Raw genomic sequence first — 16,080 nt, forward strand, 5'->3', positions numbered from 1 at the left:
TATGAATAATAAAAATTTTGACATTTTAATAGCGATTAAATCTCAAGCTGATATTGTTAATGTTATTGGTCATTATTTAAAACTTGAAAAAAAGGGAAACAGCTACATTGCCCTATGTCCTTTTCACAACGATCAGCACGCTTCGTTATCGGTGTCGCCAAAAAAACAATTATTTAACTGCTTTTCGTGCAATACTAAAGGCGATGTTTTTAAATTTGTAAAAGATTTCAAAACAATATCTTTCATGCAAGCGGTACAAGAAGTTGCTCAAATTGTTAATGTTGATGAATCTTTATTAAAAAGGTTAAAGCACACTGATCAAAATTTTGAAAAATACCAAAAATATTACGAAATCAACGAACTTGCTTTACGTTTTTTCAAAATTAATTTATGAAATAAAAACGAAGTCGAAGCCAATGCTTACTTAAAAAAACGTCACCTTTCATCAGCAATATTAGAACAGTTCGAAATTGGCTACGCCACGAATAAAAAAAATGCTTTAATCCTTTTTTTAAGTGAAATTCAAAAACAAGCCAGTATTTCACCTAGTGAAATGAAATATATTGGTTTAATTAATCCGCTAGATGACAATAAAGATTTTTTTATTAATCGGATCATTTTTCCAATTCGCGACAATAAGGGTAATTTGGTTGGTTTTTCGGGAAGAACAATATCTGAAGTCGAACCTACCAAATACTTAAACACTGGCTCGACTCCGATTTTCCAGAAGGAAAATATTTTATACAACTATTACCGGGCGGCAAATCTTGATAATTTAACTAATCTTTACGTTTGCGAAGGCTACTTAGATGTAATCGCGTTGCATCGTGTAAATATTAAAAATTGCATTGCTTTGATGGGGGTTAATTTAAGTCAATCCCATTTAGAAACCTTAAAACGCACGCGAAATTTAAAAGAAATAATCCTATGCTTAGACAATGATAATGCAGGAATTAACGCCACCATAAGTATTGCTAAAACATTACTGGTAAATAAAATTAATTTTAAAATTGTTAAGCCATTTGCAGCCCAATACAAAGATTGTGATGATTTAGTAAATAATTGTGAGCCAAAAAAAGTCATTGAAATTATTAGTAGTCATGTTGATTATTTCACTTATTTAATCGAAATCTGAAAGAAGAATGTCAAAAACCCAACACCATCCGAAATTTTAAATACTGCTACTAAAGTGTTGGTTGAAATCAAAAAATATGCTGACAAACTAATTCAAAACGAGTATGTGAAAACTTTAGCATCTTCATTAAACTTAAATTATGATGATCTGTTAAATAAATTACATGAAATTAATATTGATCAAGTTGCAAAAGAACCATCAGTTTCACAAACCACTGATGCCATTGATAGTTTTCCCGTTAATCAAAATCATTTTGACAAAACTAACACTTTAAAAACGATTAAGGTTTTTCAAAATATCACAAACCAAATATTTATGGATGAAATTAAATTAGTAACACTTTTTTACTTTCACAAAAAAGCGATCGACGATTTTGATAACTTTTCACAATTTATTTTTTCTAATGGTTTTTTCAGCAAATTATTAGTCAAATTAAAAGTTTTCTATTTGGAAAAAGAACACATTACATGACATGAATTTGAAAATTTAATCAACCAAACAGAAAATTCACACAAGATTAACATCGATATCCTTAAAAGCTTATTTAAAAAGGCTATATGAAACTTTAAATTACAGAAAGATCAAGAATATGACAAAAAAGACATGTATAAACTGATTTATACAATTATGATTAATGCCAACACTAGAGAACTGTTACAATTAACCTTAAATTTGAACCCAAATGATCCAGAAAGTTCTAGTAACTATTTAGAAAATTATAAGAATTTTCAAGCAACCAAAAAATATATTAATTGCCTTTTCGAAAAATATAATTCTTACTTTTCTTAACAAGATTAACAATGAAAAACCAAAATACTTACCATTTAGTTGCTAACGGACCACTAGCTCATGTTCCTGATTTAACAATTTACAAACAAGATCACGATATTACTTGAATTGGCATTGATGGTGGTAATCGAACTTTAGATCATTACCAAATCACGCCCCGAGTTGTTTTTGGAGATTTTGATTCAATACCAAACGAGTTATTAGAAAAACTCAAACTAAAAGTTAAAGAAATCTACCAGTGTCCAACAGCGAAAAAAGAAACCGATTTTCAAATTGCTTTAAATTACTTATTAAATCAAAAAATCTTTATGATTCGGGTTTTTGGATGAAGTGGTGGAAGACTAGATCAATATTTATCAAACTTAGTTACTTTAGCTAATCCAAAGTATCACGAGATTATTAGTAAAACGATTTTTATTGACAAGCAAAATTTCGTGCAGTTTTTTTTACCCGGTGAATGAATTGTTACACAAAATACGAAAATGAAATATGTAGGCTTTTTAACATTAACACCAGTAAAAAACTTATCAATTAAAGACGGTTTTAAATACCAAACAAAAAATTGGTCATTTGATAAGATGACCTGTTTATCCAGTAATGAATTTACCTTAGCATCAGGTGAATTTAGTTTTGATTCTGGCGTTATTGCATTAATTCAGTCAAAAGACCTGATTTAACGCAATGAAACAATAAAAAAACTAATGCAGTAATGCATTAGTTGATAATAATAGGACTAATGGTGGCCTCGGGCAGAATTGAACTGCCGACACACGGTTCTTCAGACCGTTGCTCTACCGACTGAGCTACAAGGCCGTCTGGCGGTTCCGACGGGAATCCAACCCGCGACCCCTCCGTGACAGGGAGATATGTTAGCATTACACTACGGAACCATGGTTGCGGGAGATGGATTTGAACCACCGACCTTCAGATTATGAGCCTGACGAGCTAACCGAACTGCTCTATCCCGCGATAACTTGAAAGCAAACTTAAGCTTTCAATAATTTTTTTAATAAATGGCGGAGGCTGAGGGATTCGAACCCCCGCGTACCGTTAGGCACCTCTCGGTTTTCAAGACCGAACCCTTCAGCCACTTGGGTAAGCCTCCGTAAAACGCAAAAATCGATTTACGTTTCTGTAAAATGTAGGTTTAAGATTTAACTGGTGGATCTAACAGGACTCGAACCTGTAACAGACCGATTATGAGTCGGGGGCTCTAACCATTGAGCTATAGATCCAATGGTAGCTGGGGTGAGAGTCGAACTCACGACAACTCGGGTATGAACCGAGCCCTCTAACCAACTGAGGTACCCAGCCATTATGGTCGGGAAAACAGGATTTGAACCTGCGACCCCTTGGTCCCAAACCAAGTGCTCTACCAAGCTAAGCTACTTCCCGACATGATAAATAATGGTGCACTACTTTAGGAATCGAACCTAAAAAACTAACTTCCTGATCAGTGCATATGGAGGTGCCTGTCAGAATCGAACTGACGCAATAAGAAGGTTGCAGCTTCTCGCCTTACCGCTTGGCCAAGGCACCACATACAATAAGCAAATATAAATATAGTCTTATTGAGGTAATAAACCTCATAGATTATACCATTAATTATTTATAAAAAATATTTTTTATCCACTTTACATCAAAAGGAAGTATTTATATTTTTTGATAGAGTTTTTTCGCACTTTTATTTTGTTATATAGAAGTGATCACCCAAAGACTAATTTAATTCTAAAGCCTGATCATAATAAGTTTCTGGGGCTTTGTTTTCATAAGTATTTAACGATCGTAATGTTGCGATTTCTGTTTTGGTTAATTTAATCTTCATACCATTAACATTAGAAATCACCCGTTCGGGTTGACTTGATTTAACAATTAAGGGAATGTTCTGACTATTTAAAAACGCAATTAAAATTCCCGGGACATCACTTTTATATTTTTTTGCAAGTTTTACTAAAATTGGATTTTTCAAGTTTTTTTCAATGACACCTAAGGGTGATCAGGCCTGAATCACAATTTTTTCTTGATTATTAAATACCAAACGGTCTTCACGAAAATTGTTTACAGATAATTCAATTTGATTGCACCACGGTTTAACTCCAGTCTTAGCAATAAGCAATTTAATCATATCTTTATCAAAATTACTAACGCCAATATTTTCAACCATTCCTAATTCCTTGCATTTGATCAATTGCTTCCAGGCTTGGATTGTTTTGTTCATATCCAAATGTGGCCGATGCAACAAGTAAGATCAAATTTTCGTTTGATTTAATTTTTTTAAAGATGATGATAATGCTTTTTTCACATCATTAAATTGACTAACTCACACTTTAGACTGGATTGGTAAATCAACTGGTTTTTTAGATTTTCTTAATTTACTTAAAACCTTACCAATTTGACTTTCGTTACCATAAATATGTGCTGTATCGATATAGTTGTAACCAACTTCAGAAGCTGCTGCGATACATTGTTCTAAACTAGTTGACGAAACATTCATTCATGTCCCAAAACCCAAACGCATTTTTTGATTATTCATTACTAAAATTACCACCTAAAAATTTCCTTACTTACAAGATACGAATGATTATTAACTTTTTTATTGATTAATCAAACCGAAACTAACGCTAGTTGCGATATTGAAATAAAAGAAACAATATGAGAATAAAAATTAAAATTACGAATCCTTGCTGTGCAAACTAATTAATTATACATTAAAAAAACTTAAATTTTTTTTACGATTCTAATTAAAATTTTTGTTCCTATATTTAACCATGGATCGAGCGTGAACTCTTATCTAAAGTGTGAAGACAAATTATTTAGTAAGAATCGAAAATATTTAGTACCTTTTTATTTTTTAAAATGTTCTTAAATAAAATTCCTGAATGACTGCTATCATTAAGCAAAACTACCGAATCTCATATTAATAATCTGGCGGTAAAATTTGTCACTATTTTAAAACTATTTTAAAAATAATTTAGAAACAACAAAAACATTTTGATCATAAATCATTGGTTTGCAATTTCTTGACGATTTGAGTAATTTGCATATAATTAATGTCATGGGGATGTCACGATTTCGACATGATTGATAGACCCATAGATGCAGTGGGGTATGCCCCTTATAGCTCAAGGTTTAATTAACCGACAAACATAACGACGAACAAATGGTTGAATTGGATCAAAATTTCCTTATCAACCAACAAATTAACCACAACTTCGCATTCGCTGCTTAAGTTGATTTAATTTCACTCAAATTAGTGAACGTTACATAACTAGTTTGTTTTATTAGTCAGTAACTCGTTTTGATGACGTCCGATAAATCAAAATTAAACTTTTCGGCTTACCAGTTAATGGTTGTGCGATAGCCTAATTTAACTGGGAATCAAAATCTTATCGTACTAAACTGTAGACTCTGTGGAAAAGTTAATTGTGGAAACGGGTTTGACTCCCGTCATCTCCACCATGATGGATGTGTTCAAAATCGGTTGAAAAAACGTTGGTTCAATTCCGACCATATCCTTAAAGTTTGTTATAATCAGTAATTGAAAAGTTTTCGTCAAAAAACAAATCATTAAAAATAAACTAATGGTAGCCATTCCATTTGTTTATTTTTGTATTTTTTAAAAAAAGTTATTTACTATTAATTAGAACTTTCAATAATCGTCTGAATACATATAATTAAAATCTAATACCAGAGTTAAAGGATGATATGAAAAATCACGAAGAAATTGCTAAAAAAATGTTTACCAAGCACATGGATAAAACCGAAAATCAAATTGTGTACATGGAGTTAATCAATGAGGGCTTTACCAACATTTCATATCTAGTTGTTAATCAACAAAACCAAAAATTTCAAGTTCGGATTGGTAATCATCAAATTAACCGGAATAATGAATCATTATTTCTCAAAGCAATGGCGGATTTTGGTGGTTTTATTTACTATGACAATCAAACTGGTAATGCCATTAAAAAATGAGTAGAAGGTCGAATTCCTGCCATTAATGAATGCCGTAGTGAAAAATTCATGAAAGCGTTTGCTAAATCCTTACGTAGTTTACAAAAATTAAAAATTTCCAAAAAAATGACTGAACGTGATTTTTACTGTTTTCAAAAAAAAGCTGATTTCAAAAACTTGGAGCATATTTGACAAAAGTATGATGAAATAATTCGAAAGTACCAAAACCTACCATTAATTGCTAGTCATAATGATCTGCGCCCGTCAAACCTCGTGTGGGATGATAAAAAAGTTAGTTTTCTTGATTTTGAATGGGGAACTAAAAATCATGGTTATTGGGATTTATGTAATTTTTTGAGAGAAATCGAATACCCACTGGCAAATTTAGAAAGCCTGATTTCTAAGCACTTCAAAAATTTAAAATTAGATATTGTTTTGGAATTTTTATTTGCAACTACTTGTTTTGCTTACCAGTGAACTTTTTTTCCAGAACCAAATGCATTAATATTGAAATATCGAAATAACGTCAAACAATTGATGCAAGAGTATTATGCGGTAATCACTAAAGAAAAACCAATGTTAAATTAAATGGAAGAATCTTTTTATTAAAAAATTAGTAATTTTGTTCGAAAAATCCTTCACCATATTCCATTGCTTTGCAAACAAAATCCCATAATTCTACAGGAATATCTTTAATTGCAACTTTATAAACTTTATTTAATCTTGGGTTAATGATCCCAATGTAACTTATTTTTTTAAACTTTACACGTAAAGATGAATTTAATCCTAATAAAAAGTAAACCATTAATTGAATAAAATCTTTATTGGATGGCTTTTTTGAACTAACTTTTAAATCCCATACAAAATCATCGTCATAAAAATCGCCATCTCCTGATTTAATGATCTTTTTGAAAGGATGGTGCAGATGATCAGGAGTAAAATGTACGCTACAAACCACATTATTTTCTTTTTTTAAAATTACTAAATTTCTTTGAACTAATTGCACAATAACATCATAAGTTAATGCGTCTAGTGTGGTTTGTTCTGGGTAAATGTCAGTATAAAGAGCCCGACCGATGGCATCATAATGCGATAGTTTTGCAACAAGTAAGGCGTTTTGTAACGATAATGAATTATCAACTTGAAGGAAATTTTGGTCATAGTAATTAATCAATTGTTTGAAAAAAGTTGTTTCTTCATCCAAAATATACTTTGACATATCACTTAGTAGAAGACCTGGATATGCTGCCGTAATTTTCATTCAGAGTAATTCGCGACCGTATTGACTAGCAAAGAATACTTCTTCCTTTTTTTGTCCTAATGATAATCTTGTTAAATAATCGACTGTTAAACCCATTATGATTGGCGAGATGCTTTCTTGAAGATTGATTAATTGAACACCATTTTCAATGATGTTTTCTTCCTTTATTAATTTCTTAAACAGGTAAAAATTTTGACCAATTTTTAATTTGTTAAGAAATCCAGTCACGCTCGTTGATGATACCATTATCGCTCCAATATCGATAAAATTTGGTTTCAATTATCATCTATTTTTAAAAATCTAATCACTCACTTGAACAGTAATTAAATTTGATAAAAAGCAGACGAAAACACAGTCAATATTAAAATGAATTTTTAAATTTTCTGTACTTTTAACTTTGTTTTTTTCAAACCCTTAAATAAAAAAAATTGTTTTCCTGTATTTGTTAAAAGAAATTTTTAAAAACTTTAAAAATAATCGGTTTTGACAAAACAACAATTGAATAATTATTGATAGGAAAAATTAAAATTTTTAAATTTTTTTTAAAAAATGTGAAATTTTAAATAAATTGTGTATAATTATTATGTGTCGCTACGACACTTGACTACATAAGTACGGTATCGCACCAAGATAAGGTTTTATACCGAGCACGCCACCATCAAGGGTGGTTTTTTTTATTTTTATAACCAAACTTTGCTTGATTTTTCTAAAGTTAAGAAAACTGTTACTAGGTTTTTACCAAACTAAACAATATCATCTAATTAAAAAGGAAAAGCAAAATATTAGTGGCTAAATAATAAAAAGATCATTTTTATTACTAAAATTAGTTTGGATTGATTAAAAATGATTACAAGTTAACTTCCATAAATCCTTTTAAGAACCTACATGATTTCAATATGCCATTCCAGAAAGCGATGATGGGAGCTGTTATGTTGAAAATTACTTTAAAAAAATACAATAAATTTTTTTGATCTATCTACTGATTTCGAGTTACAACCAAGGCCTACTACATTCTCATACTAAAAATATTAACGTAACTAGATTTAAAAAATAACTCGATAAATGAAAATAGTTAAATACTTTTTAATTACTTTTAAAGTTCAAAATCTATGAAACCTTTATTTCTAATTTTATATATTTTCATTTTTTAAAAATAAAAAAACTACTTTTTAGTTAATATTCATAATTACTTTAATAAAAATGAATGATTTATCATGCATTTAAACCATTTTAAATCACTGTTAATTTTTTATCAACATTATCAACTTTTGCTTTAATTTGTAAAAATCATTAAATTTATATTTAATCGATTAAAAATCAATTTTTGAAATTTAACATGATTATTTTGAGATGAATATTTTTGCTAGATAACAATGTACCTTTAATTTAAAAATTAAAGAAGTATATGAAACTAATAAATATGAATAAGCAATATATAAATTTAAATATATGTATCAAAAAGTAGGAAATTAGTTTAAAAAATAAGAATCTTTAGATACTGTTTAGATGCACTTTGATTCATCAGTTTCCTGATCAATCAAATATTGATAATCCTTACTAAATTCTATTTTTTCTAAGTATTTTTCAGCAAATTCAATCATATTAGCCTCTACTCGAAACTGAACGTAACCAACTTTCTTCTTTTTAAGATGACCAAAATCTTGATAAATTTGCTTAACTAATAGTTCTAACTTATGTTGATTTCAAGAAGTATCAATATGGACTACAACAATATTTTTCATTAATTTGTAAAGTTTTTGTACTGGTGGTGGTGGCGGTGGGAGATCAGTAGGTAAATGGTACGAATCAATTCGAGCGTTAAGTGCAACATTACCATCATCAACTTTTTGGTCAAGTTTATCAACCTTTTGGTTTGTTTTTTCAATTTCTTTCTTCAATTCAACTTTATTGTTGTCAATTTCCTTTTTTAACTCAATTTTAGTGTTATCAATTTTCTTGTCTAGTTTATCAACCTTTTGGTTTGTTTTTTCAATTTCTTTCTTCAATTCAACTTTATTGTTGTCAATTTCCTTTTTTAACTCAATTTTAGTGTTATCAATTTTCTTGTCTAGTTTATCAACCTTTTGGTTTGTTTTTTCAATTTCTTTCTTCAATTCAACTTTATTGCTGTCAATTTCCTTTTTTAACTCAATTTTAGTGTTATCAATTTTCTTGTCTAGTTTATCAACCTTTTGGTTGGTTTTATCAATTTCTTTTTTTAACTCGGTTTTGATGCTCTGAATGCTTTGATTCGTTTTTTTAGAGTTTTCGGTTAGCTCTTTTAGTTGCTGAAGAACCAATTTTTGAAATTTCGAATCATTATCTTTTTTAGCCATACTAATTACCTCTTTTGATACTTCTAATAAAAAGTTTTAAAATTGAACTTTCTTGTTTTTAATGGCTGAAAACAAGCGTAATTAATTATAAATTATTTTGCTTTTTTTGAATTTGCAATTTTGTAAAATAATTCTAAATTTATCATTCAAACTGATAACGATGCATTACTACTAGTTATCCAATCTAAATCATTATGGAAATTGTCAGCAAGCATGTAGTTTTTACTACATCAATTTAGATTAATAAATAAAGATTTTTTTAAACTTTTTAAGCGGTCATAATTCTCTAATAAGAATGATGAGACACCAGAGAATTTAGCATAAATGTATTATCGTAAATAATTGCATAAGTTACTTGAAGACAAGATATCAAATTAGAAAAACGATTAACACTTTGCATACTCAACAAATAAGAAATAAAAAAATCAACAATATTTATTATTGTTAAACAACTTAAATAACTAGAGTTTATTAATTGTAAAGTTATTGAATAAATTTTAAAAATGTTTTGATGTTTTAAATTTCATTGATCTATTCAAATTTAGTTTTTAAATTCATAGTTGTAAAACAGATTGTAAAAGTAATCTATTCACAATTAAATTTTATTAGATATCAAATTATGAAAATTTTTAACAATAATAAAATTTGAAGTAATTATCGCCTTCAGTTGTTGTTTGATTTTATCGCTTAAATTTAATGATTAATAATAAATCAAGTATAACCATTTCATTTTATTTGGAACTTTACTATGGCTTCAGGTTAGTGTGGTTATTATAATCGAGTCTAAATTGGTATTTGCCTTCAACATTTTTAATATTTCGCTTTCTTAAAAACGATTTTGAAAATTATATTTTTTAGTAAATTAGTTTAGTTTGTTTTGCAAACTAATTAATTTTAAAAATTATCAATATTTTTAATTTGTATCATATTGTCAAAAGAAAATTTAAAGAATCTTTCATATGATGATTAATTTGTTAAATTCTGCAATTTTTCATTTTTGCTATTTTTTTAACCTCTATATTAATAGATAGAATATTTTTTCTTGTTATCCTAAAATTTTGGATTATAAAAAATTTAATTTTTAGGTTTTTCCATCAAAAAGCACGACTTTTTAAACAAACTACTTGACAAAAAAACAAAAATTTCCATCATTTAAAAACAAAACATGAAATTTATCCAAACCTTATTTGTTGGTGAAGAGTCATGTCAGGAGAGGAATCGAAATGAAAAAATTTAAAAAGAAGTTTTTATTAACTGGATTGGTATTAGCGGTTCCATTAGTAGGAGCCATTGCATCAGCCTGTTCTGAAGTTAGTCAAGGTGAAGATCGAACCCCTCCTTCAGGCGGATCTGGTAATTCCACAATGATGAAAAGTAACAACGATAACATACTTGAGAATTTACCTAGTTTCTTTTAATTAGCAAGAAAATAGAGTCACATTATTTTTAAAAAAGCAAATCCTTATGACAAAAAAAGGGGGTGGTTGCTTTTTAATTTTTAAATATTTCAAATTTATCTTTATTATGGTAACTATATATGAAATAATTAAAACTTCAAATTAATCACATTTTTTTAATTTTAAATATTAATTTCTGTATAAAATAACTTTACTTACGAACAAATACCTATTTATATTGTTCTTCTTTTGTAAATTTTTATAAAAGTAAATTTCCTTAAACCATAGTTCAAAAGATTTATTTAAACCAGATATTTTACATATAATTATTCCGCATCCTAGAATTAACCTTAAAAAGTTTAAGTATTTTTAACTTATATCATCCAATTGTGTGCATATTTTATGCGTATAGGACATAATTATTTGTAAATTTGCTATTTTTAAAATTCGACTTTAATTTTTGATTTTTTTATTTCCGATGAATGAATCATATTATGGGATTAATCTAAATCAATAAATATAATAATAAAATTTAACTAACTGAATTGGCATTAGTAGTTTTATTAGTTAGTATGATTCCGTTATTGTGTTCTGAAGTCGCAAAAGACGACGCTTTACAATAGCTGAGAACAAAAAAATAAAAATTATTTTGCTAATGGAAAGTATAAGGTCTAGCCAATGCACTTGCTAATAATTTTAAAGAAAAACAAGGAAAATCGCCAATGGAGATCAGCGACTGTGATAGATTAATGCACAGATTAAAAATGATTAAATTATTCACTAGATTGTAGGTTAAAACATTAAATATATAGCAATATTTCACAAGATTAATTATCAAAAAAACTTTATCACAAACTAAAACAAATGCGATAAGTAATGCTACTTGAATATTTGATATGACAAAAGGGTGTAACCTGGTATTAAAAACGATTGAATTCCAAATTAAATTGATCTTTAATTTTGCTTTTTATTTCTTTTTTTGTATGCACGATTACAATTGTTTTTGATTAAAAAAGTTTAGGCAAAATCTTTTAAAACCATTTATTAAATTGATAACTAAATTGCATCTGACTAATTTAGCTTTACTCATATTTGTTTCTCATCTTAGAACAGGCCTTCTATTCTAAAAGAGTATTTTACAGTTTGATAAAAAATAATATTTTTTTAGTCTTGTTCATTTTACTATCAAACTATCTACCTAATATGGTTGCGTGTGTATGTAGTATTTTTAATATTTTTTTACAACTTGGCCTTTATAAATTAAATATGCCAAAACGATAAAACAATAGTTTAAGATTCGGAAACAAAAACAATATTTTTTAAATTAAATCGCAACATCGTGTATTTTTCCTTGTTTATTACTTTAAAAATATTTTCAATTTTCTAACATTTAAAAACAGCAAAGTTAACCATTAGTGTTAATACTAAAAATAATAAAAAAAGGTATGAAATAGTTTTTTTACAATATAGCTTTTTAATTTGAAAATCAAAAAATCATTTCGTGTTTATACCATTTTTATAATGCTACTTTTATCCAAACAAATATCTAAAATAATATACGATACTTCGTGAAAAATATAAATTAAATAAATGGTTAAAAAATGTAAATACATTTAGGTTTTTAAAAATACTCATTTAACGACTTTAAAACAATTAAAATTTATCTTTATTCTAGTATGGATTATCAACATTTTTCATGGCTTTATATAAAGTTTTAAAATATGGTAAATTTGATCAAACCGATTTATTTCCTAAGACGACTAATCGCTTTCTTGCGCGTGTGATTGAAACGTTTAAAAGGTTGGGCTTTTCGCAAGCTCACCTAGCACCTTTGTAATTTTTTAATCCACATCCTAGTACTAAGATCACCTCTTGAGCATCTTTACCTTGAAAAGTGTGAACGGTTCCGACATTTGTTTTTAATCATTTTTTTAATACAGAAGTGTCAATAGATAATTTTTTTGGCAAGGTTTCGATTAATAATCGTTTAAGTTTGTCAATGACATCTTTAAAGGGTGACAAAATATATAATTGTTTGGTTCCGCTTGAAAAATCTTCAGCTTTAAAATGCCTAGATACTAACTCTAAAACGCTTCGACCCTCTTGTTTTACAAAATGACTGTCAACTTCAGGTTCTTCTGTTGTGTTATACCAAATTGATTCATTAAAGCGAGCAAATCCTTGTTCATTTACTGCACTAAACATGCGGTTTGAATAGGAAATCATGTTGCTAACATTGAACATTAATTCTTCACAACGCCGGTGAACTACTAATGGTAAGCCCACAATTTGGTGATTAATGATACCAACATACGGACTACATGCGTCAGCTAATTGTTGAACAGATAAAAATGGTAGAGTAAAAAGACGATTAATGTTGCTATTTAATTGAAATTCACGCATTAAAGTTTTAGGCGTTTTGGTAATGGGTTCAATTTGCATCGGGTCACCAACGATGATCACATCTTGAGCACGAATGATGGCTCCGATAGCTGCTGATGCGGGTGCTTGTCCAGCTTCATCAATAATTAATAAACCAATTTCTTTAGGACGAACATATTTTAAAAAAGTGCCAACTGATGCAAATGTTGTACTCATCACTGGAATAATAAATGATAAAGCCTGCCAACCACGTTCAACAATCGCTTGCCAATGCTCTTCATATTCACTAAAGGCTTGCGGTTTTTCTAAAAAGCAAAAAAGGAGTTTAATGTTTTTGGTGATTTCCTTGTTGGTTTTTACATAAGCTTTATGAAGTTTTAAAGCTAAGAAAAAAAGTTTTTCTCTAGCGATATCTAACTCGCGACTAACTCATGGGCATTGTTTTTGGGAATTTTCGTTAAATTGAATAGGCTGACGTTGGTTTATTAGTCCGTTTCAAAACTGATCGTCTGGTAATAAATTGGAGTATTTGTTTTTTAAGTTAGTTAAATTCATCCACGCTTGTTGAAGATGACTATGTTGCCCTTTAGCGTTTTCATATGCTAATTTAGTTTTTTCTAGCATGTTTTTAGTATCAATAACCGCAATTTGAGCGTTTTTAATAATCTTGTTCTGTTGTTTAATGATTTCAGGTTCTTTGCTTCCGAAAAATCTTTTTATTTTTTGAAGAAATGATAGTGATTTATTTAGTAATGGTAATTGACTAATGGCTTTAAACAAGTTTTCATTAACATCTTTATATGATATTTTTAATTGTTCATAATCACCTTCAATTTTTGAAAAGGAATCGTTAATTTTAATTATTTCATCTTCTAAATCTCAACTATAACCCTGCTGGTTAGCAAGTTTTTGATTTGTAGTAATCATTGCCTCCAATTCTTTTAATTTTTCAAAGTCTTGCTGAGCATTTTGAATTAATTTTTCAACTAAATTCTTTTGTTGCAAAAACATTTCACGACATTCTTCAAATTGATGTCTCAATAAATCGCTTCGATCATCATGATTTTCAAAAATTTTTTCAAAATAAGCCTTGTAGGTCTCGATTAAACCTTTGATGTTTGCTTTTTTACCTAAAGGAATTGACAAAAATCCCCAAGCATCGATTTCATAGTTATAATGAACATTAACTAAATCCGTATAGTAGATTTCATCATTAATTCGATTGTCAAAATCGTTAATGTGGGCTTTTGTTCTACTTACATTAGCATCATAATAAACGTTTGGTGCAAGGGGTAATTCTTTCGAAATATTTTCAACCGCTTTATTATTTGATGAACAAACCACGATCCAACCTTCTTTAAAAAAATTTGGAAGTGGATAACTAATAAAATTGTATTGAACGCCATGATTTTGATTCAAAATGATTCCTGTTAAATCAATCTTATCGCCATGACCATTTTGTACATTTTTAGTCAAACTAAAGTTACACAATTTGATCGCTCGATCAACAATTCGTTCGGCAATAACATCTTTTAATAATGTTGTTTTGCCAGTTCCCGGTGGTCCGTTTACAGCAATAATTTGCTCGTTTTGAGGATTTTTTGGCTTTTGATCACGACGATGACTAACTCGGTTAAATTTAGTTGCATTAATAGCAACCTGCTGCATTAAAGAAGGGCGATTGATATTTGGTCATTTAGCTAATGTCATCATGTTCGGACTTGTTAATTTTTTTAAACTTTCCACATCCCGATCAATCAAAATTTTATTCATTGATCTAACAATAAATTCAAGTTGTTGATCACTAGGGTTTGCATTTGTTCCGATTTGTTCAGCAATTAATACTGCATCTGATAAAAAATTAATTAATTTATCATTAACGCCATCTTCTAATGATTGCAGGTATTTAATGGCTTTATCAATCTCTTCTTGATAAAAAGAATTTCAAAAAGATAACCCTCAAGTATCGTGATCTTCAATAAAAAACTTTGGTTCTAATTGCTTTACTTCATTTTTTCAGAAATCATGAAAATTAAAGGTTTTACAAATTACTTCCAATAAAAATTTTTGTAATTGTTTTAACCCTTCGCTTATTGCTTCAAATGAGCGGGGATATTTACCAATTTTTTCTAACTCATGACCATATCTCTCGCGAAAATAAAGATTTCATTTTTTTGTTTTAGCTTTAATATCACTTGTGTCATCATGATTAACAAGGGCGACAATGGCAACAAAAAACGGGGCTAACTCAATGCTATTTTTTTGAAATTCCAAAAAATAACAACCAGAATCCTTATCTTTTTTAATATGCACATTAAAAAAACCAGCAGTAATTTTTTCCTTGGATTCAAATTCTTGATTAGTTTCTTCGGTGTAAGAAGTTTTGATAATTTTCTTTTCTTGTAAATAAAATAGGGCGTTGCCTAAAATTACATCAGGTAAAAAACAAGTGATTTTTAATCCATTTAAAAGACTTGGATCGTTCGGCAAAGTCGTTTTATTATAGTCTTTTAAAACCGATAAATTGGTCAAATTTTGTGGCAAAAACGCTTCGAGCGTACGCAGATATTCCAAAACTTGGATGGCTTTTGCTTTTTTACTGGCAGGAGTTTCTTGTTTCATATCATTCAATTATGATCTAAGTGATTAATTTTAATTATACTTTTTAATATAAATAAGGCCTTGAGAACAATAATTATTCAATACAAGGCTGATAGCATTTTTAAGAATAATCAACGGAAAAATTAATGCTAACACTTTTGCTAAATCTCTAAAAAGAAAACATTTTGTGTTAAAAAACTTACTATTTGAAAAATTATCAAATTATTT

General features: G+C 28.7%; 8 protein-coding genes, 8 tRNA genes and 1 other RNA gene. 5 read left to right on the forward strand and 12 right to left on the reverse strand.

The annotated features are described in order from the left end of the window. Position 1 precedes the first annotated feature (1 nt). A complete protein-coding gene (gene dnaG / locus ABDB96_RS03595; protein ID WP_343251418.1) occupies positions 2–1,924 on the forward strand; it encodes a DNA primase in 1,923 nt (640 codons plus the stop codon). A gap of 11 nt (positions 1,925–1,935) precedes the next feature. Next, a complete protein-coding gene (locus tag ABDB96_RS03600) occupies positions 1,936–2,601 on the forward strand; it encodes a thiamine diphosphokinase (RefSeq protein WP_343251419.1) in 666 nt (221 codons plus the stop codon). A gap of 60 nt (positions 2,602–2,661) precedes the next feature. Here ABDB96_RS03600 and ABDB96_RS03605 read toward each other — a convergent pair. The 9 genes from ABDB96_RS03605 to ABDB96_RS03645 form a co-directional block, all read right to left on the reverse strand. Next, positions 2,662–2,737 (reverse strand) — tRNA-Phe (locus tag ABDB96_RS03605). A 3-nt stretch (positions 2,738–2,740) separates the two neighbouring features. Further along, positions 2,741–2,814 (reverse strand) — tRNA-Asp (locus tag ABDB96_RS03610). Between the two features lies 1 nt (position 2,815). After that, positions 2,816–2,893, reverse strand: a tRNA-Met gene (locus ABDB96_RS03615). A gap of 45 nt (positions 2,894–2,938) precedes the next feature. Further along, a tRNA-Ser gene (locus ABDB96_RS03620) sits at positions 2,939–3,029 on the reverse strand. A 54-nt stretch (positions 3,030–3,083) separates the two neighbouring features. After that, positions 3,084–3,159, reverse strand: a tRNA-Ile gene (locus tag ABDB96_RS03625). A 2-nt stretch (positions 3,160–3,161) separates the two neighbouring features. Beyond that, a tRNA-Met gene (locus ABDB96_RS03630) sits at positions 3,162–3,238 on the reverse strand. Between the two features lie 4 nt (positions 3,239–3,242). After that, positions 3,243–3,319: transfer RNA gene (locus ABDB96_RS03635), tRNA-Pro, on the reverse strand. A 68-nt stretch (positions 3,320–3,387) separates the two neighbouring features. After that, positions 3,388–3,463, reverse strand: a tRNA-Cys gene (locus ABDB96_RS03640). 178 nt (positions 3,464–3,641) lie between these two features. Next, positions 3,642–4,457: an aldo/keto reductase family protein gene (locus ABDB96_RS03645; RefSeq protein ID WP_343251420.1), complete on the reverse strand. Its 816-nt coding sequence runs from the start codon at positions 4,455–4,457 to the stop codon at positions 3,642–3,644. Between the two features lie 524 nt (positions 4,458–4,981). Here ABDB96_RS03645 and ssrA point away from each other — a divergent pair. Beyond that, positions 4,982–5,383, forward strand: a transfer-messenger RNA (tmRNA) gene (gene ssrA / locus ABDB96_RS03650). 246 nt (positions 5,384–5,629) lie between these two features. Beyond that, on the forward strand, positions 5,630–6,463 hold the full coding sequence (locus ABDB96_RS03655; RefSeq protein ID WP_343251421.1) for a phosphotransferase: 834 nt from the start codon (positions 5,630–5,632) through the stop codon (positions 6,461–6,463). Positions 6,464–6,488: 25 nt separating this feature from the next. Here ABDB96_RS03655 and ABDB96_RS03660 read toward each other — a convergent pair whose 3' ends face one another. Together ABDB96_RS03660 and ABDB96_RS03665 are read right to left on the reverse strand one after the other, a co-directional pair. Continuing rightward, entirely contained in the window at positions 6,489–7,382 is an 894-nt protein-coding gene (locus ABDB96_RS03660; RefSeq protein ID WP_343251422.1) for a hypothetical protein, read from the reverse strand. A gap of 1,256 nt (positions 7,383–8,638) precedes the next feature. Continuing rightward, on the reverse strand, positions 8,639–9,472 hold the full coding sequence (locus ABDB96_RS03665; protein ID WP_343251423.1) for a coiled-coil domain-containing protein: 834 nt from the start codon (positions 9,470–9,472) through the stop codon (positions 8,639–8,641). A 1,124-nt stretch (positions 9,473–10,596) separates the two neighbouring features. On the opposite strand from ABDB96_RS03665, the gene ABDB96_RS03670 reads away from it, so the two are divergent. Continuing rightward, on the forward strand, positions 10,597–10,890 hold the full coding sequence (locus ABDB96_RS03670; protein ID WP_343251424.1) for a hypothetical protein: 294 nt from the start codon (positions 10,597–10,599) through the stop codon (positions 10,888–10,890). A gap of 1,650 nt (positions 10,891–12,540) precedes the next feature. Here ABDB96_RS03670 and ABDB96_RS03675 read toward each other — a convergent pair. After that, complete coding sequence (locus ABDB96_RS03675) at positions 12,541–15,873, reverse strand: DEAD/DEAH box helicase (protein WP_343251425.1); 3,333 nt, start codon at positions 15,871–15,873, stop codon at positions 12,541–12,543. Positions 15,874–16,080 lie beyond the last annotated feature (207 nt).

Source organism: Mycoplasma amphoriforme A39, from assembly GCA_000723365.1.
In the GTDB taxonomy this organism is placed as follows: Bacteria; Bacillota_I; Bacilli_A; order Mycoplasmatales; family Mycoplasmoidaceae; genus Mycoplasmoides; species Mycoplasmoides amphoriforme.